The organism is Longispora albida DSM 44784, assembly GCF_000379825.1.
Lineage (GTDB): Bacteria > Actinomycetota > Actinomycetes > Mycobacteriales > Micromonosporaceae > Longispora > Longispora albida.
In genome coordinates this window covers 357,975-378,136 of sequence record NZ_KB903834.1, presented here as the reverse complement: position 1 = coordinate 378,136, position 20,162 = coordinate 357,975, and the positions used below count along the sequence as shown (strand labels likewise).

At 69.8% G+C, this 20,162-nt stretch carries 19 protein-coding genes; 8 read left to right on the top strand and 11 right to left on the bottom strand.

The window, feature by feature from the left end:
* Positions 1-19 precede the first annotated feature (19 nt).
* From A3G1_RS0122310 to A3G1_RS36200, 3 genes are read right to left on the bottom strand one after another with little or no spacing between them, the layout of a single operon-like run.
* On the bottom strand, positions 20-1,228 hold the full coding sequence (locus A3G1_RS0122310; RefSeq protein WP_245563565.1) for a hypothetical protein: 1,209 nt from the start codon (positions 1,226-1,228) through the stop codon (positions 20-22).
* Complete coding sequence (locus A3G1_RS36205; protein ID WP_020539681.1) at positions 1,215-2,594, bottom strand: O-antigen ligase family protein; 1,380 nt, start codon at positions 2,592-2,594, stop codon at positions 1,215-1,217. The genes A3G1_RS0122310 and A3G1_RS36205 overlap by 14 nt, the downstream gene beginning before the upstream one ends.
* Positions 2,591-3,973 carry a Wzz/FepE/Etk N-terminal domain-containing protein gene (locus A3G1_RS36200; RefSeq protein ID WP_018351712.1) on the bottom strand — a complete coding sequence of 461 codons (1,383 nt, stop codon included), beginning with the start codon at positions 3,971-3,973 and terminating at the stop codon, positions 2,591-2,593. Before A3G1_RS36200 ends, A3G1_RS36205 begins: the two co-directional genes overlap by 4 nt.
* A gap of 205 nt (positions 3,974-4,178) precedes the next feature.
* Here A3G1_RS36200 and A3G1_RS40725 point away from each other — a divergent pair, with 205 nt between their 5' ends.
* The 4 genes from A3G1_RS40725 (at position 4,179) to cysC (ending at position 9,726) form a co-directional block, all read left to right on the top strand.
* Positions 4,179-6,035, top strand: coding sequence for a CBM96 family carbohydrate-binding protein (locus A3G1_RS40725; RefSeq protein WP_051110612.1), 1,857 nt, complete (start codon positions 4,179-4,181; stop codon positions 6,033-6,035).
* A 61-nt stretch (positions 6,036-6,096) separates the two neighbouring features.
* Complete coding sequence (locus A3G1_RS0122290) at positions 6,097-7,575, top strand: AAA family ATPase (protein WP_026212399.1); 1,479 nt, start codon at positions 6,097-6,099, stop codon at positions 7,573-7,575.
* A 35-nt stretch (positions 7,576-7,610) separates the two neighbouring features.
* Complete coding sequence (locus tag A3G1_RS0122285) at positions 7,611-8,135, top strand: DM13 domain-containing protein (protein WP_018351709.1); 525 nt, start codon at positions 7,611-7,613, stop codon at positions 8,133-8,135.
* 73 nt (positions 8,136-8,208) lie between these two features.
* On the top strand, positions 8,209-9,726 hold the full coding sequence (cysC, locus tag A3G1_RS0122280) for an adenylyl-sulfate kinase (protein ID WP_018351708.1): 1,518 nt from the start codon (positions 8,209-8,211) through the stop codon (positions 9,724-9,726).
* A 9-nt stretch (positions 9,727-9,735) separates the two neighbouring features.
* On the opposite strand, the gene A3G1_RS40720 is transcribed toward cysC, so the two are convergent.
* On the bottom strand, positions 9,736-10,122 hold the full coding sequence (locus A3G1_RS40720) for a hypothetical protein (RefSeq protein WP_018351707.1): 387 nt from the start codon (positions 10,120-10,122) through the stop codon (positions 9,736-9,738).
* Positions 10,123-10,309: 187 nt separating this feature from the next.
* Here A3G1_RS40720 and A3G1_RS36190 point away from each other — a divergent pair, with 187 nt between their 5' ends.
* From A3G1_RS36190 to A3G1_RS0122255, 4 genes are all read left to right on the top strand, one after another.
* On the top strand, positions 10,310-10,645 hold the full coding sequence (locus tag A3G1_RS36190) for a helix-turn-helix domain-containing protein (RefSeq protein WP_157641279.1): 336 nt from the start codon (positions 10,310-10,312) through the stop codon (positions 10,643-10,645).
* Positions 10,646-10,721: 76 nt separating this feature from the next.
* On the top strand, positions 10,722-11,255 hold the full coding sequence (locus A3G1_RS0122265; RefSeq protein WP_018351705.1) for an HD domain-containing protein: 534 nt from the start codon (positions 10,722-10,724) through the stop codon (positions 11,253-11,255).
* A 34-nt stretch (positions 11,256-11,289) separates the two neighbouring features.
* Complete coding sequence (locus tag A3G1_RS0122260) at positions 11,290-11,841, top strand: NUDIX domain-containing protein (protein ID WP_018351704.1); 552 nt, start codon at positions 11,290-11,292, stop codon at positions 11,839-11,841.
* A gap of 4 nt (positions 11,842-11,845) precedes the next feature.
* Positions 11,846-12,358, top strand: a complete 513-nt coding sequence (locus A3G1_RS0122255; RefSeq protein WP_018351703.1) for a DUF6879 family protein — start codon at positions 11,846-11,848, stop codon at positions 12,356-12,358.
* Between the two features lie 88 nt (positions 12,359-12,446).
* On the opposite strand, the gene A3G1_RS0122250 is transcribed toward A3G1_RS0122255, so the two are convergent.
* The 7 genes from A3G1_RS0122250 to A3G1_RS40140 all read right to left on the bottom strand — a co-directional run bounded on the left by A3G1_RS0122250 (position 12,447) and on the right by A3G1_RS40140 (position 20,080).
* Positions 12,447-13,199, bottom strand: coding sequence for a class I SAM-dependent methyltransferase (locus tag A3G1_RS0122250; protein ID WP_018351702.1), 753 nt, complete (start codon positions 13,197-13,199; stop codon positions 12,447-12,449).
* A 275-nt stretch (positions 13,200-13,474) separates the two neighbouring features.
* A complete protein-coding gene (locus A3G1_RS38865) occupies positions 13,475-13,966 on the bottom strand; it encodes a GNAT family N-acetyltransferase (RefSeq protein ID WP_018351701.1) in 492 nt (163 codons plus the stop codon).
* On the bottom strand, positions 13,956-14,519 hold the full coding sequence (locus A3G1_RS0122240) for a hypothetical protein (RefSeq protein WP_026212397.1): 564 nt from the start codon (positions 14,517-14,519) through the stop codon (positions 13,956-13,958). The genes A3G1_RS38865 and A3G1_RS0122240 overlap by 11 nt, the downstream gene beginning before the upstream one ends.
* Positions 14,516-15,079: a TetR/AcrR family transcriptional regulator gene (locus A3G1_RS0122235; protein ID WP_157641278.1), complete on the bottom strand. Its 564-nt coding sequence runs from the start codon at positions 15,077-15,079 to the stop codon at positions 14,516-14,518. Before A3G1_RS0122235 ends, A3G1_RS0122240 begins: the two co-directional genes overlap by 4 nt.
* 57 nt (positions 15,080-15,136) lie before the next feature.
* Positions 15,137-17,809 carry a phosphoenolpyruvate carboxylase gene (gene ppc, locus A3G1_RS0122230; protein WP_018351698.1) on the bottom strand — a complete coding sequence of 891 codons (2,673 nt, stop codon included), beginning with the start codon at positions 17,807-17,809 and terminating at the stop codon, positions 15,137-15,139.
* 85 nt (positions 17,810-17,894) lie between these two features.
* Positions 17,895-18,311: a GNAT family N-acetyltransferase gene (locus tag A3G1_RS0122225; RefSeq protein ID WP_018351697.1), complete on the bottom strand. Its 417-nt coding sequence runs from the start codon at positions 18,309-18,311 to the stop codon at positions 17,895-17,897.
* 11 nt (positions 18,312-18,322) lie between these two features.
* Positions 18,323-20,080: a hypothetical protein gene (locus tag A3G1_RS40140; protein ID WP_018351696.1), complete on the bottom strand. Its 1,758-nt coding sequence runs from the start codon at positions 20,078-20,080 to the stop codon at positions 18,323-18,325.
* Between the last annotated feature and the right edge of the window lie 82 nt (positions 20,081-20,162).

Here is a 20,162-nt window from a genome sequence, read left to right as displayed (position 1 = left end):
CCTAACTCCTCACACGTGACTAGAGATGAGCGACCCGGCGGACCAGCGCCGGCAGCAGCCAGCTGCCCAGCACGCCCAGCCGGGCACCGGCCTCGGCCTGGCGGTCGGTCAGGTAGCGCGCAGCGAGGTCCGCGAGGTAGAGCAGGACGGTGATCCGGGCCGCGGCCGATCCGACCCCGAACGGCGCTAGCAGCGCGGGGGCGGTCTCGATCACGGTGTCGACCGCCGTGGCCGGTTCACGGCCCGCGGTGACGATCGCCGACTGGAGGGCGTAGTGCGCGGCGTCGAAGCCGATCGGCACGCCGGTGGTGAAGCGTTCCCAGTCCCAGACGAGCAGGGTGTCCGACAGCGCCGCCATGTTCCACGGGGTCCAGTCGCCGTGCCAGGCACCGAAGGACAGCTGGGCCGAGCCGGCCCGCTGGATCAGGTCGGCCCCGGCCCTGGCCAGGACGCGGCCGTCCGGCGAGCTGGTCAGGGCGTTCAGGCGGGTGCTGAGCCGGCCACGGTACTCGCTCTGCGCGAGCCGGCACCGGGTGATGCCGAAGGCCTCGGCCAGCTCGCGCATCGCGTACGGCAGCCGGTCGCGCATCGGGGCACGTGGCTGCCAGATCGGCAGCGCCGACTGGGCCAGCACCTCGTTCCCGCGCCACTCCCCGCTGTGCAGGACGGCTGGCGTGGTGATCTGTTCCAGCCCGGCGCACGCGAGCGTGGACAGCGCGTTCGTCTCGGCGCGGACCAGCCGGCGGGTCAGGTCGTTGACGCCGAGCTTGACGAAGCCGACCGTCGCGCCGGCCGGCGTCAGGAGCTGGATCACCGGCTTGCGGTTCGCCCTGGCCGGTCCGATGTGGACGCTGAGCCGGACGTCCTGGCCGAGCGCGGCCTTGAGGTACTCGTCGATCCCGCCGGACCCGCCGACCCGGACCTTGTCCCGGAGCAGCAGCCCCGAGGCACCCGTCTTCAGCGCGGCCACGACGGCGTCCCGTTTCAGCCGGGCCAGCCGGGAGGTCGGCTCCGCGTACCGGCGCACGGCTGCAGCGGCCAGTTTCCGGTCGTCGGCGGGTACGAGCAGCCGTGGCCGCCGGGCGTCCGGGACGACGAGGTACTCGATCCCGTCCCCGGAACCGGATTCGGGCTCCGGGTAGAGCACAGCGAGCACCTCGGCCAGGTACGCCGACCGTAGTTGCGCGTCACCCGCGGTCAGTTCAGCCGGCGCGTTATTCGCAGGCACTGTCGTCCCCACCCCTTCCAGCGGCGGCGTGTGCGGCATCGTTCCTCCACAGCAGGGCGTATGCGAGCAGCAGGAAGGCCAGCGGAGTGACGAGCGCGTTGTACCAGAACATCGCCGAGAAGCTGGCCACCAGGCAGGCCGAGCCGGCCAGCCCGGCCGGGCTGCGGTCCCTGCGGAACCGCCAGATCCCGTACCCGAAGAAACCGAAGTATGCGGCCGTGCCGATCAGCCCGTGCGCGTAGAGCGTCTGCCAGAGCTGGCCGTTGCCGCCGAGGGTGAAGTTGCCGCAGCGCTCGCAGTCCGAGGAACTGCCGACCGCGATCGAGTTGCGCCCGCCGGTCGTCGTCCGGGTCGAGCCGAAGCCGATCAGCGGGGACTCGCGCAGCCCGGCGAGCGCCTGCGTCGTGACGTACATCCGCACGTCGTTGGACTTGCCGTGTTCGAGCCGCGCCCCGACCAGGTTGCCGAGCGGGCTCACGACCACGAGCAGCGCCATCGTCGCCGCGCCGACGGCCAGGCCGCCGAGCGGCCACAGCCTGCCCTGCATGGCGAAGCGGATCGCGACGTAGACCGCCATCACGGCCAGGCCGATCCACAGGCCGCGGTTGAGGGAGTAGACGACCGGGACGACACTCGCGGCCAGCACCGCTGCCGCCAGCCACTTCTTTTTCCTGTACGCCCGGGAGGCGATCACGAACCAGCCGACCAGCAGGCAGTAGTTGTTACCCCACGTGTTCGTGTACCCCCACGGCGCGGCCGGCCGGGGAATCGGGTCGCCGCCGAGCACGTCCATGATCTGGGCTGCCGACGGGTGCACGAGGGACTTGATGAAGCCCATGCTGCGCAGCTTGTGCGGGAGCAGCGACTCGACGGGCGACGTGAACTCCCAGTGCCCGGCGACCACCCCGAGCAGCCCGCCGGCCACCGTCACGGCGAACAGCCAGCCGAGCAGGGTGATGAGCCTGCGCTGGGAGAGCCACTGCCGGGGCAGGTTGCCGGCGTAGAGCAGCATGATGGTCAGCGCGCCGTACTCGATCACCCGGAACCCGGCCCCCGGCATCCGGCCGATGACCGTGCCGGGGAGGGTGCCTGCGGGGGAGTAGCCCAGCGCCGTGAGGCTGCCGAGCACCGCGACCAGGAAGAGCAGCCAGAGGCCGAAGCCGGGGGGTACCCGCACCGGCCGGTTCCGCAGCAGCCACCACGCCATCGGCACCGCCATGATCGGGAAGATCAGCACGCCGAGGCCCAGTGCCCACCACAGTGGATAGAGGGCGAGGATCCCGGTCAGCGGCCAGGCCGGCGGCAGGGGCAGCCAGCGTGGCCGCTGCGGGCGGAGCGGTCGGACGGGGAGAGCTGTGGCGGTCACGTGCGGGCGGCCTGTGCGGCCTCGGCCTTGACCTGGACGGGCTCGGCTGGCCGGGCGGGCAGCTTCGGGGTGACCAGCCCGCCCAGCAGGACGGTGTCGACCCGGCGGAGCTGCTCCGCGGCGTCGAGTACCTGCGCGTGCGTGGTCCGGCGCAGCTCGACGACCACGAGCGCGGCGTCGGCCAGGCTGGCGAGGCTCTGCGCGTCGGCACTGGCCGCTGTGGACGGCGCCTCGATGATCACGTACTCGGCCCGGCCGCGCAGCTCCTCCACCCGCCGCCGCACCGGCTCGACCTGCAACTGCCCGCCGGCGTCGGTGGCGTAGTCGGTGATCAGCTCGGTGTCGTTGCCGGCGTGCTGGAACGCCCCGGCGAGCTGGGCGGCGACGAGCCCGGCACCCGGACCCTCGGCGGCACCCGTGACCACGAGTACCCGGTGGCTCGTCGCCGCCACGATCTCGTTGCGCAGCCTGGCGAAGATCCGGCCGGGCTCGGTCAGCGGCTCGAAGGCCGCCCCGATCACGGGCAGCTCGGCGAGCAGCGCGACGTCGGCGCGGCGCGGCAGGTCGATCCCCCGCCGGACCTTGCGGTCGAAGCGCTCGCGGCCGAGTGCGAAGCCGACGCCGAGGACGAGCCCGGTCAGCGCGCCGGAACCCAGGTTCAGCGCGGTGTTCGGCTTGACGGCCCTGTTCGGCAGGTCCGCGTCGCTGATGATCTTCCCGCCGTTGACCGTTGTCGTCGCGAGCTGGTTGAACCGGCTGGTCAGCGCGTTGAGCTGGTTGGTGAGGTTGGTCCGCCGGCTGTCCAGGTCGGCCTGCTTGTCGGCCGTCTTGTCCCCGGTGATCCGCCCGTCGATCGCGCTCAGGTCCGCGCTGACCTGCTTGATCTTGCGGTCCATCGTGTTGTACTGCCCGGTCAGCTCGGCCTTCGCGCTCTCGTTCCGGTTCGCCAGGTACGCCTCGGCGAAGGCGTGCGCCCCGGCCTGTGCCCCGCGCGGCGTGTGCTCGGAGTACGTGATGACCAGCACCGACGTGTTCGGCGGCACCGTGACGGAGACCCGCTTGGCGAGCTGGCGCGGCTGGCGCGTGCTCCGCATCAGCTTGCCGGCGTCGGCGGACACCTCGGTCGACTTCACGAGCTGGGCCTCGGTGTCGAGGTTGATCTCGCCTTTGGTCCGGCCGCCGGCCACGTTGGTGTCGGTGACCCCGGTCGGCTGGACGAGCACGGAGGCCGCCGACTGGTACAGCTTCTCCTGGGTCAGCGTGAACCCGGCGGCGAGGACCACCCCGCCGAGCGCGACCAGCAGGGCGAGCCACCAGCTTCGGCGCAGCGCGCTCAGGTAGTCGGAGAGGTCGTAGCTGGCCGGCCGGGTCGCGTCCATCAGGGCGGGGACACCTTTCTGGAATTTATTCCGACAAAGGTACAGATAAGGGATTGTATTCCCCGGGTGGTGCGGGCCGGTCGTCGCGGGGCGGGGCTCGAAGCCAGGCGAACGGAGGGCCGACGTACGGCCAAACGAGTGAGATTGCGCCGAGGGTGCGCAGTTTGGTCCCGAAGATCCCCAGAAGCGCGTTAAATATCCTGGTATGAGCCGCATTGACCGCCGAGTCGCCCTCGCCGCCATCGTGCTCTGTGCCGGAGGGGCCGCCGTCGCCTGCACCGGCCCGTCGCCCACCCGGCCGGTGTCCGTGAAGGCCAGCGCCGACGGGTACCTGAGAGACGGCCGGACCCCGGCCAGCGCCCGCGAGCCAGAGCTGAGAACCGGCACGTCCGGAGTCCAGGCGCACGTCGCGTACCTGCGCTTCCAGGTCACCGACCTCCCCAAGGGCGGCGGGAAGCTCCGGGCAGCCGTGGTGCTCACCCCGCTCCCGGGCTCCACGGAGGCGCTCATCGAGCTGGCAGCGGTACCCGACACCGGCTGGAGCGACCGCACCCTCGCGCAGCGCGCCCCGCTGGCCGGCCGGGTACTCGGCAGCAGCCTCCTCGCGGCCGGCGCCGAGGACCTGACCTTCGACGTGACCCGCGCGGTGAACGGGCCGGGCGCGTACTCCTTCGCCGTCACCAGCCCCGGCAAGATCCAGCGGTTCTACAGCTCGGAGTCGCCGACGGGCGCCCCGGCGCTGCGCCTCACCCGGGAACCGGGCCCGGCCCGCGTCCCCTCCCCTGACGACCGGTGGCCCCGGCCGACGGACTTCCCGACGACCCGCCCGGTACCGTCACCGACCCTGCCGTCGCCGTCGCTGTCCCCTTCGGCGTCCCCGAGCCCGAGCGCCTCACCGTCCCCTTCGGCCAGCCCATCCCCGTCCCCGTCCCCATCTCCGTCCCCTTCGCCGTCGCCCAGCCCGACCCCGTCGCCTTCCTCGCTCCCGTCACCCTCGGCGTCCCCGAGCCCGCTGCCGCCGACGCCGACCATTCCCGTCCCGACAGGCCCGGTCCCGACAGGTACCGGCCTGCCCACGCCCGGTCTGACGATGCGGCCGGTCGACCCGGATCCGCACGACCCGCCGGTACCCGACTGCGTGCTGGAGCGGCTGCTCGTCCCGACCTGCGGCATCCTGACCGGCGTCGCCCCGGCCGCCCACACCTCGCAGCCCAGGGACGAGGCCATGCGCGAGTTCGAGGCGAAGGCCGGGCGGACGCAGCAGATCTACCACGCCTACCACCGCGGCGAGGAACTCTTCCCGACCCCGACAGAGATCTCCCTGGCCAGGGAACCGGGCAAGAACCGCATCCTGTTCCTGAACTGGAAGCCGTACAAGATGACCTGGGCGCAGGTCGCGGCCGGTGAGTTCGACCCGGTGATCGACCGGCTCGCCGCGCACATCGTGAAGAACTTCCCCGAGCCGTTCTACCTCACCGTCCACCACGAACCGGAGAACGACGTCGACGCCCGCGACGGCTCCGGCCAGACGGCCAAGGACTACGCGGCGATGTTCCGCCACGTGGTGGAACGGCTGCGCGGCAAGGGCGTGACGAACGCGGTCACCGTCATCTCGTACATGTCCTACATCCCGTGGAACACCCAGCCGTGGTTCGGCGACCTCTACCCGGGCAACGACATCATCGACTGGGTCGGCTGGGACGTGTACGCCTACAGCGACGCCGGCTTCGGCTTCGGCGACTTCGTCGAGATGGTCAACCGCACCAAGCAAGGCGCCCAGTGGCCAGGTTTCTACTCGTGGGCAGCGCGGACCTTCCCCGACAAGCCGCTCATGGTCGCGGAGTGGGGCGTGTGGCAGTCCAGTGGCAACCCGGCCCACAAGCCCTGGTTCTACCGCACGGCCTTCGACCAGCTCGCGCTCTTCCCGAGAGTCAAGGCGATCGTCTACTTCGACTCACCCAACGCCGAGGGCCGCGACTCCCGCATCGACGCCACCCCGGAAGCCCAAGCCGCCTTCCGCGACCTGATGCGCAGCCGCGTCTTCGACGTCCGCCTCCGGTAACCAGGCTGGCCAGGTTTATAGGACTGTAGTTCTTATAACTACAGTCCTATAAACCTGGGGGATGAAGAAGCCCGCTGAAATGTTCGACCGTGACCATGAATGGGCCGCACTGTCCAGATTCGTGAGTGACGAGCAGCCTGGCGCGACCCTCGGGGTGGTATCCGGCCGCCGCCGGCAGGGCAAGACCTTCCTGCTGGACGCCGTCGCACGGGAAGCGGGCGGCTTCTTCTTCTCGGCAGCGGAGGCCACGGAGGCCGAATCGCTCCGGCGACTGGGAGAGACACTCGCGGCGTTCCTCCGGGCCCCCGGGCCGCTGGCATTCGAAAGCTGGCATCACGCGATCGAGGCGCTGCTCCGGCTGGGAGCCGAGCGGCCGGTTCCCGTCGTGCTGGACGAGTTTCCCTATCTGGTCAAGGCCAGCCCGGCACTGCCATCGATCATTCAGGGCGCGTACCGGCCGCTCGGCCCCGACCGCACCGGATCTCGGGCACGCCTCCTGCTCTGCGGCTCGGCGATGTCCTTCATGGGGTCGCTCCTGGCCGGCAACGCCCCGCTCCGCGGCCGGGCCGGGCTCGAACTGGTCGTGCACACGCTCGACCACCGGCTGGCCGCCCAGTTCTGGGGGATCGGCGACCCGAGGCTCGCGCTCATGACCAACGCCATCGTGGGCGGCACCCCGGCGTACCGCACGGAGTTCCTGCGCGGAGACACACCCGCTGATCTGGACGACTTCGGCGACTGGGTGGTGCGAGCGGTGCTCAACTCGCAGAGCCCGCTGTTCCGGGAAGCTCGTTACCTCCTGGCGGAAGAGCCAGACATCCGGGACTCGGGCCTGTTCCATTCCGTGCTCGCGGGCGTCGCGGAAGGAAACAGCACCAGGGGAGGGATCGCGAACTACCTGGGCCGCAAGGCGACGGACATCGCGCACCCGCTGAACGTGCTGGAGGGCGCCGGCCTCCTGATCAAAGAAGCGGACGTCTTCCGCGACAACCGGACGACGTACCGGATCGCGGAGCCACTGGTCACCTTCCACCACTCGATCATGCGACCAGCGTGGTCCCTGCTGGACAGAACCGGCAATGCCGAGCAGGTGTGGCGGATGAGCCAGCGGCGGCTCGCCGGCAGCGTTCTCGGGCCACACTTCGAATGGATCTGCCGGGAGTGGGCGCTGCGATACTCGGGCGGCTTCTTCGGCGATCTGGTCACGCAGGTGGGCAGCGGCGTGGTCAACGATCCGTCGAACAAGACGAGCCACGAGGTTGACGTCGCTGTCGTCGGCTACTCGGACGGCGGCAAGCCGCCACTGCTGTCCATTGGCGAGGCCAAATGGCAGGAAAGAATGGGCATGGGCCACCTGGAACGCCTCCGTCGAATCCGGACCCTGCTGAGCGGCAGCACCAGATACGACACCTCCGGGACCCGGCTGGCCTGCTACTCCGGAGCTGGTTTCACCCCTGAACTCGTCAAGGAGGCGGAGTCCGGAGCTGTCGACCTCGTCGACCTCAACCAGCTCTACGGCCTGCCCGTCACGGCCCCGTAAGGTCTGAATCTTGGTTGGGCGTTCAGGCTGTAGGCATGAGGAAAAAGCTGATCGCCGGGGGTCTGGTCCTCGCGGTTGCCCTGGCAGTCTTCGTGCTCGTCTGGTTCCAGCCGCAGAAGCTGTTCTACGACCAGGCCGTGAACGAGACGCTGCCGTCGCCGGTCGCGTCGCCGGCCGTGTCGTCCGCACCCGCGTCACCGGCCCAGACGCCACCAGCTGCCGATGTCGTGCTCCGCAGGGGGAGTTTCATCAGCCACGAGCACGAGACCAGGGGCACGGCCGAGATCGTGCGGCTCGCTGACGGCCGCCGGGTTCTCGCTCTGCGGGATCTCGACACGAGCAACGGCCCGGATCTGTATGTCTGGCTGTCTGACCGTCCTGCGGCATTCACGGAACTGACCAAGACGAAGTACCTTGACCTCGGACGGCTCAAAGGCAACAAGGGCAGTCAGGTGTACGAGATACCGGCAGGAGCTGACCTCGGCCAGGTCGCGAGCGTGACGATCTGGTGTAAACGGTTCAGTGCCTCGTTCGGTGCCGCTGATCTGACGCAAGCCTGACAGCCCTGGGTGGCGTCTCGACCTGGTCTTGACAGGCTGGGAGACTGTACCGGGTGCGAGGAGGGGGCTGCGGATGAACGGCTGGGTGCTGCCGGAAGAGGTGCTGCGGGGCGCGCCGGCGTACACGCCGAGACCTCGGGAACTTGCTGACCTGGAGTTGCTGCTCAGCGGGGCTTATGCCCCGCTGACGGGTTTCCTCGGCCGGGAGGACCTGGCTTCGGTCACCCGGCGGGGCAGGCTCGCCGACGGTACGCAGTGGTCGGCCCCGGTCACCCTCGAGATCCCGATCGGCCTGACCGAGCAGCTCGACCTGGCCAACCCGATCCGCAGGGTCCTGGTGCTCACCGACGCCGAGGCGGCACCGGCCGCAGCGCTCGACGTGACCGAGGCGTGGGAGGCGCGCGCCGGGTCGATGTACATCTCCGGCCAGCTCCGCAGGCTCGGTGAGGGCCCGCGTGGCCCGTTCCGCAAGCTGCGTCTCGGCCCGGCCGAGGTCCGCGACCAGCTGCCGCAGGGCCGGGTGCTCGGCGTGTTCGCCGACCGCCCCCTGCACCGGCCGCAGCTGGCGCAGCTCGCGCACGCCGCCCGTACGATCGCTGGCCATGTCCTGATCATGATCCCGGTCGGCGGTCCCGGCCCGGACGGCCTCCCGCCGGAGGCTCTGGTCCGCGCGGTGCTCGCCGCCCGCGACCGGCTGCCGTCCTGCACGATCGTCGCCGTGCCGCTGGCCAAGACCGGCGACGACTTCCGCGACGCGCTCCTGTACAACCGGGTCGCCGCCGCCTACGGCGTGACCCACCTGCTCTCGGGTGCGACCGCGCTGACCTCCGGCGGCCTGCGGGTCGTCCTGCCGCGCGAGCTCGCGTACGACTCCCGCGACGGCCAGTGGCGCTCCCGCGACGACGTGCCCCCGCACACCCGGCGGCTCGCACTGACCAATGAGGAGATCGCCGACCTGCTCGACCGTGGCGTGACCCTGCCCGAGTGGCACACCCCGCCGGCCGTGGCCCGCGAGGTACGCCGCTCCCGCCCGCCGAGGCGCGAGCGCGGCCTGGTCGTCCTGTTCACCGGCCTGTCCGGCGCCGGTAAGTCCACGATCGCCCGAGGCGTCCACGAGGCGCTCCTCGAAGGCGGCGAGCGCAGCGCCAGCCTGCTCGACGGTGACGTCGTCCGGCGCCTGCTCTCCAAGGGACTCGGCTTCTCCCGCGCCGACCGTGACCTGAACATCGCCCGGATCGGCTACGTGGCCGCCGAGGTCGCCCGGCACGGCGGCATGGCGCTGTGCTGCCCGATCGCTCCGTACCACTCCGGCCGGGCCGACGCCCGCCGCCTCGCGCACGAGGCCGGGGCCGGCTTCATCCTCGTGCACATCGCGACCCCGCTCGAAGTCTGCGAGCACCGCGACCGCAAGGGCCTCTACGCCAAGGCCCGGGCTGGCGAGATCACGAACATGACCGGGGTCCACGACCCGTACGAGGCACCGACCGACGCCGAGATCACGCTCGACACGGCCGGCACTGTGGACGAGGCGGTACAGACCGTCCTGGAGTACCTGACCGCAGAGGGCTGGCTGGAACCGGGCCGCCGCTGACCCGGCTGTTCACGGACGGGGCAGCCAGCCAGTCCGGCTGTCCCTGGCACGCGGGACAGTCGTGTTGACCTGCCACAGTTCCCACTGTTCGGGACCGGCGGCGTGCACCTGGTAGCCGGCCGTGCGATCGAGTACCCGATCGCCTTGCGCGGTGGGCAGAACCGATACGGTGCGGCCGGGGCGGTGGAGCCGGTACGTATGCCCCGGCTCGGTCCAGCAGCCTCCAGCGATCGTCCATGACGCTCCATCGTGGACGATTCCATAGATGTCGCCGGTTCGGAGCCAATGGGTGTGGACATGGCCGGCCACGTCGTCGTACATGTACAGGCCGACAACGCGATGCCAGCCGTCCTGAACGTGAGTGTCCAGAGTTCCGAGCAACTGCGGTTCACGCATCGCAACCTCCCACTATCGGACGAGTGACGACGAGACTACGATCGGAGACGAAGCCGGGCGACTGACTCGAAGTACACGTTGGCCGATCCTGTGATTGCCCGCCGAGGCTTTGGCTGAGCACTATTGCTGACTGGCAGTCGAGGAGACCGGGGCAATGGGCAGGACGGCTGGGATTGTCGCGGGCCAAGTGATCAAAGCAGTCCGGGAATCTGTTCCCCTGAGCCAGGAACACCTGGCGGAAGATCTTGGTGTGGACCGGACGACGCTCCAAAGCTGGGAATCGGGCCGGAGGCCACTCTCGCAGACCACCATCGAGACCATGTCGAACCTGCGCGACACGTTCCTTCGTCTCGGCGCGGATATGGCGATCTTCGGATCACTGCACGACGCGCTCGAAGCCGATCGCCTGCTGGCAACGTTGATCGACCAGGATCCGGCAACCTGTTCTCTTGACAGGCATCCACTCGGCTCGCTCGTGCTCAATCGCAGCACGACATCTCGCGGCAGTCTCGTCAGGAACTGAGTTCGATTCTCTACGTCCTCAAGACGGCTGGCATCACGACAACGAGGAGACAAGCGTGACAGGCCCCGAAGCTGCGATGCGGTACGTCTTCGAAGTTGGCATGCTCAAGCGTGCGAAGCGTACGGGTTGGTGGATCGCAGGGGTCCCGTCCCCGGAGTCCATCGCCGATCACTCGTTCCGGGTAGGCATCATCGGCGCGATCCTGGCTGCCATGGAAGGCGCGGATCCTGCCCGGGTGGCGCTGCTGTGCCTGCTGCACGACACGCAGGAAACCCGGGTCGGCGACATCCCCCACATCGGACGCCGATATCTCACTGCGGCCCCCAACGAGAAGGTCACGGCGGATCAGGTCGATGGCTGCCCTCCTGAGGTGTCCATGATGATTCAGGCAGCGGTCGACGAGTATGAGGACAAGGAGACGCTGGAGGCCCGGGTCGCGAACGACGCCGACAAGCTGGAATGCCTCGTGCAGGCCGTCGAGTACCGCAGCCAGGGCAACGCCAACGTCCAGCCCTGGATCGACTCTTCGCTGGCCTCGCTCAAGACCTCCTCTGCCCGCCAGCTCGCCGAGGCGGCGTTGAACACCGACGTGATCGGCTGGCGTGCGTGACCTTCTTCCTCGATATGGAAGCGGGAAGCCAGCGATGAAGTGGACGGTGCACTCCGAGCGGACTCTGTACCAGGACCAGTGGGTGCATCTCGTGTCCGCTGACGTCGAGTTGCCTGACGGGAGGCACCTCGATCACCGGCTGATGCGGAGTACCGCCCCCAGCGCGGGGGTGGTGTTGCTGCGGGAGGGCCGGGTACTCCTGATGTGGCGGCACAGGTTCATCACCGATACCTGGGGATGGGAGATCCCGATCGGGGGCATGAACCGGGGCGAGGTGCCCGTGGAGGCTGCTGCTCGCGAGTGTGAGGAAGAGACGGGCTGGCGGCCAGAGGGATTGCGGCAACTGGTGTACACACAGCCATCGCCGGGGCTGATGACCTCTGAGCACTATGTCTTCCTCGCGGAGTCGGCCACCTACACTGGCATGCCGAAGGACGGCTTCGAGTCGGAACGGATCGAGTGGGTGCCACTGGCGGATATCGTCACCCTGATCGCCAAGGGGGACATCGTGGCTGGCACGACGCTGGTGGCGCTGTTGTATGCACACGCGACCTGCTCGTCGGCTGGGGAACGCGAAAGCGGGTGAGCTGATGGAACTGTTGCGGGCCGACGCGTTCGAGGCGCTGTTCCGGACATTCGGGCGGACGGCGTTCCGGCTGGAGTTGCGCGATACCTACTACGAGCCGGCGGAGTCGGGGCCGTTCCGGTTGTTCCTTGATGGGCTGCACGACGATTTCGCCTGGCATGAGCCGTGGCTGGCGGGTGTTCGGGAGTTGACGGCTGCGGGCAAGCGGATGAGCCGGGTGCGAGTCGTCACCGTTCCGCATGGCGACTACACGCGCTGGGGCTTGGCTGTTGCTTCACTCAATGCAGGCGCCGGTGAGGATATCCGGTGGCTGCCGAGGGAACTCGCGACCGGCCTGGACCTCCCCGGCGACGACTTCTGGTTGTTCGACGATCAGTACGTGGTCCGGATGCACTTCGATTCCGAGGGGCGTTTCGCGGGTGGAGAGCTGACGCGCGACCCAGCCGAAATAGACAGTTGCCGTCGCGCTCAACGGGAATCGTGGAACCTGGCGATACCGCACGGCGAGTACCGATAGGTGAGCAGCGCCGCCACACCGGCCGACTCGAGTTCCGCCGTGACGGCGAACCCCAGCCGCATATTTAGCGGGATGTGCCGCAGTTCGGTCACACGGGTTCGCAGACGCAGAGTTGCAGCGACGCGTCCCCGGCGAACGGCCCGCCGGACCAGTCGCCGAAGCGTTCGGTGAGCCGGAGGCCGCCGAGTGAGAGGAGCAGCAGCAGCTCCTGCGGGAAGATGCTCCTGAGTTCGACCGGTGCGACGAGGAAGTCGGGCTCGGATTCGGCCGAGAGGTGCCATGTCCCGCGTGTGACCTGTGAGGGCGCGTCGTAGGTCTCGGTGATGTCGACGCTGACGGTGCCACGGTCAGGATCGGTGAACGACAGCGATCTGCGGGTACGCCGCGTGCCGTTGGCTTCGGCGAGCATGCTCACGTTCGGGTTGAACACGTCGAAGACGAACCGTGCCCCGGGTGCCAGGTGCCTGCGTACCGACCGGAAGCAGCTGATCAGGTCCTCGGCCTCGTGCAGGTGCAGCAGGGAGTTGGCTGTGATGAACACGAGGTCGAACGTGCGGCCCAGGTCGAAGGCCCGCATGTCGCCCTGGACCCACTCCACCGCCACACCGCGCTCGTCGGCCTTGCGCCGGGCCTCGGCCAGCATCTCCGACGAGAAGTCCAGGCCTGTGCTCGGATGCCCGTCGGACGCGATGGGGATGAGTTTGTGCCCGGTGCCGCACCCGAGTTCGAGCACGCTTCCGCCTTGCCTGCTGGCCTCGGCCCGGTAGTAGTCGACCGCCGGCCCGCCGCCCGGGAACATCAGGTCGTACAGCTTCGCTTGCGCGTAGAACGCTTCGCTCATCAGGTGCCTCCCCGTTCAGGCTCATCCACTGCCGGCGTTCCTGCCGGTGGCTGTGTTGCAGGATACGAGCCTGATCGTGCCGGTGCTGCGAATAAGCGAGCCTAGTAGCAGCCAGAAAGCAGGACAGTCCTCAATGGGCGGTTGGCTTAAGGTTGATCGCATGGGATCTATGCAACCGTGGCATTTCGCAGTTCTGCTTGTCTGTCTCGCCGTCGTCGGGAGCGTCGTAGCGCTGGCTGTTGTCCTGGCAACCAGGAAGTCCAGGTAGTTACGACTCACTCCCGGAGCATCGCCGTGACCGTCAGTGGCCCGATTCGCACTGTTTCCGTGACAGTGAATCCCAGCTTCGTGTACAGCGGGATGTTGGCCGGGTCGGCTGTGGTGAGGAAGAGGGGGCCCGGGATCGCGGTGATGAGCTGGCGGGCCAGGCCCCGGCCACGGTCCTCGGGGAGGACGCCGACGAATTCGAGCACGGAGGCCCCGGCCGGCTTGAGCGGTTCGGTGCGGGCGAGGTAGCCGAGGGTGCGGCGGACGGCGCGCGGGCCGCAGCCGGCGAGTACCGAAGCGGCCCACCGGGCCTGGGTCAGCGGCGGGATGCGCGAGCCGGGCGGGGTGATCAGGGCCGCCGCGCCCGGTACGAGGACGCGGTCGACCGGCAGCCGGAGGGTCGCCGCGAACCACGGGCGTTTGCGGGTGCCGCAGAGCCAGGTCATGCCCGGCTCTGCGGAGAAGGCCGTGGCCAGGAGGCCCGCGAGGTCAGCGGTCACGGAGGGGTGCCTCCGGTACCAGGTGGCAGACGAGCAGCTTGAGGTAGAACAGCGCCGGGAACCAGGCCAGGGGAGCGGGCAGCCAGCCCAGGTTCAGCAGGAAGAACGCCATGTACGCGGCCATCGCGGTGGGCCGGCGGATCGCGACTGGTACGCCTTCGATCAGGAGGGCCGAGGCCAGCAGCAGGGCGGCGTTGGTGGCGAACCACAGCCAGGTACCACCCAGGAAAACGACCGCGGCCAGGTGTGCGATGTGGACAGTGACGAACATGAGGCGGGGTTTGGCTTTGGGGCTGCGGTGATACCAGCGTTTGGCGGAGTTGGTCGCGTTGGTCATCACGCCGCCGGCCAGGTCGAGCGCGAGGATCGCGACGACCGCGAGCTGCCAGCCGGTGAAGTCGCCCCAGACGTGCCAGGCGATGAGGGCCGCCGCGACGAGCCCGCCCGAGAGCTCCGTGACGGTCTCGGCGCGCGTCTTGCCGGGACCCATGACCCTGTCGAGCGCGCCGGACGGCCGGGGCACCTCCCAGTCGGCGACGAGGTCCGTCCTCATCGCGGCTCGCCCCACAGGCCCGCGAGCAGGCTCCATGCTTCCTCGCCGACCGCATTCCCCGCCAGCGCCCAGCCGTCGAGGGTCTGCAACACGGCCGTTGTCACAGCCACGAGCAGGGCCTGGTCGAGATCGCTCCGGATGATCCCCAGCTCCTGGCCGTTGGCGACCACACCAGATATCCACTGTGTACCGGCGTGCGCCACCGGCCGCTCCAACGCCAGCGGAGCCAGCGCCTGATCGTCGGGATGCTCGGCGAGATGGGCCACGAGCCGGCCCGACCCGGCCCGGAGCTGCCCCCAGAAACCAGCGGCGTCACCGGCAGGCTCCCAGTCGCCCAGGGCGCCCAGCACGCGGGCCCCGACATCGTCGAGGACCGCGCCGAGCAGGTCGTCCTTGCCGTCGAAGTAGTGGTACGCGGCCGTCTTCGAGATCCCGGCCAGCTCAATGATCTTGTTGTAGGAGGCGGCCTCGGGTCCGTGTTCTGCGAACTGGACCCGGGCCACGGCGAGAATGGCGGCCTGCCGGTCGGCGGCCAGCCGGTCAAAGCGGGGCAGCGGCATGCACCCACAGTACATACCGCTGGGGTGTACCGCTAGTACACCTTCCTGCCGGGCGGCTCAGCCGGTGTTGCGCAGCCCGGCCGCGATCCCGTTGACCGTCGTCAGCAGCGCCCGCTCCGCCGTCGGGTCCGGCTGGGCCCGGTGCCGCTTGAGCAGGGCGACCTGGAGATGGTGCAGCGGCTCCAGGTACGTGTCACGGACAGCGAGCGTCCTGCGCAGGCTCGGCTGGGCCTCCAGCAGCGAGGACTCCCCGGTGATCGCCAGCACCTCGCGCACCGAGGCCTCGTACTCGGCCGCGATCTGGTCGTAGAACCGGTGCAGGTGCTCCGGCACGAGCGAGGACACGTACCGGCCGGTGATGCTCAGGTCGGTCTTCGCGAGCGTCATCTCCACGTTGGACAGGAAGGTGCGGAAGAAGTGCCAGCGCTCGTACATCTCGGCCAGCAGGTCGCCCAGCCCCTCCTCGCGGGCGGCGGCCAGGCCGGCCCCGACGCCGTACCAGCCGGGGACGATCTGCCGGGACTGCGTCCAGCCGAACACCCACGGGATCGCGCGCAGCCCGCCCAGCCCGGCCCCGGCGTCCGGGCGCTTGGCCGGCCGCGAGCCGATGTTGAGCGCGCCGAGCAGCTCGGTCGGCGTGACGGCCCAGTAGTACGCCGCCAGATCGGGGTCCTCGACCAGGCCCCGGTACGTGCCGAACGCCGCCGAGGACACGACCTCCATAGTGGAGTTCCACGCGGCCAGCGACTCCGAGGGCTGACGCGGCGCTGTGTGCAGGACGGTCGCCTCCAGCACGGCGGCCAGCGACAGCTCCAGGTTCTCCCTGGCGAGCGACGGCAGCGTGTACTTGTCGGAGATGACCTCACCCTGCTCGGTGACCTTGATGGCCCCGTCGAGCGTCCCGTACGGCTGGGCGAGGATCGCCTCGCGGGTCGGGCCGCCGCCCCGCCCGACCGTGCCGCCCCGGCCGTGGAACAGGCGCAGCCGGACGCCGTGCTTGGCCGCCACGTCCCGCAGCGCCCGCTGGGCCTGGTGGATCGCCCACTGGGAGGTGGTGATCCCGGCTTCCTTGTTCGAGTCGGAGTAGCCGAGCATCACTTCCTGCACGGAGCCGGCGATGGCCCGGTACGCCGGGATCGACAGCAGCTGGTCGAGCAGGATGCCGCCGGCTGCCAGCTCGGCCGGGGTCTCCAGCAGCGGCACGAACCCGATGCCGGACACGCCTGCCTCGCGGGCGAGGATCACGGCCGCCAGTACGTCGTCGATGCCCTGGGTCATCGAGATGATGTACGACTCGATGATCTCCGGCCCGAACACCTTCCGGGCCGCCCGGATCTCCCGGAACACCCCGAGCGTCTTCGTGCCGGCCGCGTCCAGCGGAGTGTCCGGAGTGGACAGCGGGCGGCGCGAGTCCAGCTCCTTGATCAGCAGGGCGGTGCGTTCCTCACGGGTCAGGCTGAGGTACGCCGCCTCGCCGACGTGCGCGTAGAGCTGCGCGAGGACGTGGTGGTGGGCGTCGGCGTGCTCCCGGATGTCCAGCGTCGCCAGCGGGAGACCGAAGGCCGCCACCGCCCTGACCAGCGCCTCCAGGTGCCCGGTCGCGGCCAGCCGCCCGCCGTGCCTGCTCAGCGAGACGCGGATCAGTTCGAGATCGGCCAGCAGGTCTGCCGTGCCGAGGTAGTCGCGGCCGGGGGAGTGCGTGCCGCCGGTCGCGAGGCGCTGCCGCGTGTTCTCCAGCTTGAGCTTGACGCAGCGGGCCTTGAGCCGGTACGGCTCCTCGGCGTTCACCCGGCGGAACCGCTCCGGGAGCTCCTTGAGCCGGTCGAGGTCCGTGGCGACGCTGGCTGCCAGGTCCAGCGAGACCCCGCGCAGCCGCCGGGAGATCGACAGCTCGTTGAGCAGCGCGTCCATCGCCTTCTCCGCCGCGCGGATGCCGTACTCGTGCTGGAGCAGCAGCACCTCCTTCGTGACCTGCGGAGTCACGTACGGATTGCCGTCGCGGTCCCCGCCGATCCAGGTACCGAAGGTCAGCGGCCGGGCGGTCGGCGGCAGCTTCACGCCGAGGCTGTCCAGGGTGGACGCGAGGTCGGCGAGCACCTGCGGGGCGGCCTCGGTGTACAGGTCGGACAGGTAGTACACGGCGTTGCGGGCCTCGTCGGTCGGCTCCGGCCGGGACAGCCGCAGCTCGTCGGTCTGCCAGAGCAGGTCGATCAGCTCGGCCAGCCGGGGCTCGGCGTCCTCGCCGAAGCCCTGGGCCAGCGCCGCGGCCTCCGCGTCCAGCGTGTCGGCCACCGCGCGCAGCTTGGTGAGGATCGACCGGCGGGCAGCCTCGGTCGGGTGCGCGGTGAACACGGGCCGGACCGCGAGCTTGCGGACAGCGGCCTCCAGCTCGCCAGCCGGGACGCCCCGCTCGGTGATCCGCTGCGCGACCTGCTCCAGCCAGCCGCCGGACTTGGCGCGCTGCCGGCGCAGCTCGCGGCCCCGGTGCGTCTGCTCCGCGATGTTGGCCAGGTGGAAGTACGTCGCGAAGGCCCTGGTCAGCTTGATGCCCGTCTCCACGTCGACGGCGCTGAGCCTGGCTTCCGCCGCGTCGCCGTCGGCCCGGACCAGGGCCCGGACCTCCTCCACGAGATCGAGGAGGCCCTGGCCTTCCTGGCGTACGAGCGCCTGGCCCAGCAGGGTGCCCAGGCGGCGGACGTCTGCACGGAGTTCGGCGTCTTCTTCGAGCATCTGGTGCTCCCTCGTTCAGAAGAGACGGAGCCCGTGACCGCGCTGTCCGGGAGATCTGACTCACCCTATCGGCGGGGCGAGCTCACTATCGGGCGAGGCGGGCCACGATCTCCGTGTCCTCCATCTCTCCGGTCTCCACGAAACCAATGCTTTTGTACAGCTTCGCGGCGGTCTCGTTGAGCGGGTCGTAGGACAGCGCGAACTTCTGGTACGGCAGGTGCGCCATCGCCGCCTCGACCATCGCCCGGCCGAGCCCGGCACCCTGCTTCCTGCGGTCCACGATGATCCCGCCCAGCCAGCAGGTATCACCCTCGACCGCCCACATCAGGAAGCCGCACACCTCCTCGTTGTGGTACGCCGCCAGCGGCTGCCACAGGTCGCCGTACGCGCACAGGCTCAGGTAGTACGTGGACGCGGCGACGAATTCCTGCTGCGCCGGCTTCACTTCCAGCGCGGCGACTCCCCGCCAGTTGACCCCGGTCACGGGCCTCAGCTCGATCATGATTGTGGAGGCTACCGGTTGCCCCGTTTGCCGAGCACGGTTGTCGCCAGCAGCAGGCCGATCACGCCGGCGGCCGCGTAGAGGACCAGGCCGGTGACAGCCCGGCCGGGTCCCTTGCCGTCGAAGTACGCGACCGAGCGGGCGAGATCCGTGCCCAGGCCGGGCAGCACCCAGTTGTGCAGGCCCCGGAAGACCCTCGGCAGCAGCTCCGGCGCGTAGATGCCGCCCGAGCCCGGGTTGCCGAGGATGACGAAGAGGAAGATCGCGACTCCGGTACCTGTCATGCCCAGCCAGCCGCTCAGCGCGCTCGCGGCAGCCGCAGAGGCGAACACCGTCAGCGCACCGGTCACGGTCAGGCCGAGCAGGTGATCGGGCCAGATGTGCAGGCCGTGCGTCACGATCAGCGCCCCGGCGAAACCGGCCAGTGCGGAGAACAGTGCCAGCGCGCCCAGCCGCATCGCAGCCCGCTCGAAGTTGCGCGGCACCGTGCCGGTGGACAGCGCCAGGACGGTCGCGGCGAGGTACCCGCCGACCACCCAGCCCACCACCAGGTAGAACGGCGACAGCCCGTGCGGGTCCTCGTCGTCGAGCGGCGCGACGTCGGTGACGGTCAGCGGGATCGAAGCCGCGTCGGCGGCGGTGGTCAGCGTCTCGGTGATCACGAGAACGGCGGACGGCCCGCCTGCCGTGGCCACCGTCAGCCCGGCCCCCGGCGCGTCCTCGCTCGTGGTGAACGTGAGCACGGCGTAGACCCGCCGCTTCTCCAGCGCGCTGCTCGCCGCGTCCGCCGAGCTGTACTCGACGGCCTGCAGGGCATCGCTGCGCTGCCGGAGCGTCGCGAGCAGCTGGTGGGCTGGCGCGTCACCCTTGATCACACCGACAGGAACATTCTTCGGTACCGGATTGTGCAGAGCCCCCACATACGCCCCGACGAACAACCCGGTCAGCAGCAGCACCCCGGTCAGCAGCAGAAGCGAGCGCATGAACCAGCTGCGCCACCACCGGTCGCTCATCGGCTCCGGGATGAACCACAGCGCGTTCCAGATCCGGTGCCGGGGCGCGGCGTGCTTCCCGCGTACCCGCAGCGGTTTCCGCCCGACCTCCTCCTCGGCGACGGCCACCGCCACGGGCTGATCCGTCGCGGTGGCCAGCTCGGCAGCAGGCTCGACCGGCGTCTTCACGGAGGCGGCTGCTGCTGCGGCAACGGTGGCAGGTACGACCGGCTGGGCCTGCTCAGGAGGCGACGCCGTGGCGATCTCCAGATAGCTGGCCGCCGAATCCTCAGTGTCCTTGCTCGTGGCAGCCACGACAGCGGCCTTCTCGCCAGCCTTCTCGGCGGGTTGCTCCTTCTCGGCCTCGCCGACCTTCTCCTCCGTCGGCCAGCAGTCCGTGGCGACCGGCGGCAGATCCGCACCCTCGGTACTCTCCGGACCAGCCTCGCCCTCAGCCTTCCCGGCATCGGACTTGCCTGCCGGCTCCGAGTCCTCGCCGGCGGCCGGCGCTTCCTCGGGCTCCTGCTCCGCCCGCTCGTCAGGCGCCTTCTCGGACTCCTTCGCAGACTCCTTCTCCGGCTCCTTCGCGGACGCTTTCTCAGAGCCCTTTCCGGCGGGCGGCGCTGGGTCCTTGGCCGGAGGTGGCGATCCCGCTGCCGAGGCCCCGGTCGCGGCTTCAGTGCCGGCCAAGGGATCAGCCCCGGGCTTGGGCTGGCCCGCGGCGGATTCCGGCTGGCCTGGCCCCTGCGGGCTGGTCTCGGGCTGCTTGTCGGTCATCGCGTTACCTCCACGCCGAACAGCTTATTGCGTGACATATCGGTTGGAAGAAGTAACGCGCAGAGATCCGCACGCCCGATGA

Bases quoted from the DNA above. Each gene is read 5' to 3' on its own strand.
- A3G1_RS36200 (WP_018351712.1), bottom strand. From the start codon at position 3,973: ATGGACGCGACCCGGCCGGCCAGCTACGACCTCTCCGACTACCTGAGC.
- A3G1_RS40725 (WP_051110612.1), top strand. From the start codon at position 4,179: ATGAGCCGCATTGACCGCCGAGTCGCCCTCGCCGCCATCGTGCTCTGT.
- A3G1_RS0122290 (WP_026212399.1), top strand. From the start codon at position 6,097: ATGAAGAAGCCCGCTGAAATGTTCGACCGTGACCATGAATGGGCCGCA.
- A3G1_RS0122285 (WP_018351709.1), top strand. From the start codon at position 7,611: ATGAGGAAAAAGCTGATCGCCGGGGGTCTGGTCCTCGCGGTTGCCCTG.
- cysC (WP_018351708.1), top strand. From the start codon at position 8,209: ATGAACGGCTGGGTGCTGCCGGAAGAGGTGCTGCGGGGCGCGCCGGCG.
- A3G1_RS40720 (WP_018351707.1), bottom strand. From the start codon at position 10,122: ATGCGTGAACCGCAGTTGCTCGGAACTCTGGACACTCACGTTCAGGAC.
- A3G1_RS0122265 (WP_018351705.1), top strand. From the start codon at position 10,722: ATGCGGTACGTCTTCGAAGTTGGCATGCTCAAGCGTGCGAAGCGTACG.
- A3G1_RS0122260 (WP_018351704.1), top strand. From the start codon at position 11,290: ATGAAGTGGACGGTGCACTCCGAGCGGACTCTGTACCAGGACCAGTGG.
- A3G1_RS0122255 (WP_018351703.1), top strand. From the start codon at position 11,846: ATGGAACTGTTGCGGGCCGACGCGTTCGAGGCGCTGTTCCGGACATTC.
- A3G1_RS0122250 (WP_018351702.1), bottom strand. From the start codon at position 13,199: ATGAGCGAAGCGTTCTACGCGCAAGCGAAGCTGTACGACCTGATGTTC.
- A3G1_RS0122240 (WP_026212397.1), bottom strand. From the start codon at position 14,519: ATGAGGACGGACCTCGTCGCCGACTGGGAGGTGCCCCGGCCGTCCGGC.
- A3G1_RS0122235 (WP_157641278.1), bottom strand. From the start codon at position 15,079: ATGCCGCTGCCCCGCTTTGACCGGCTGGCCGCCGACCGGCAGGCCGCC.
- ppc (WP_018351698.1), bottom strand. From the start codon at position 17,809: ATGCTCGAAGAAGACGCCGAACTCCGTGCAGACGTCCGCCGCCTGGGC.
- A3G1_RS0122225 (WP_018351697.1), bottom strand. From the start codon at position 18,311: ATGATCGAGCTGAGGCCCGTGACCGGGGTCAACTGGCGGGGAGTCGCC.
- A3G1_RS40140 (WP_018351696.1), bottom strand. From the start codon at position 20,080: ATGACCGACAAGCAGCCCGAGACCAGCCCGCAGGGGCCAGGCCAGCCG.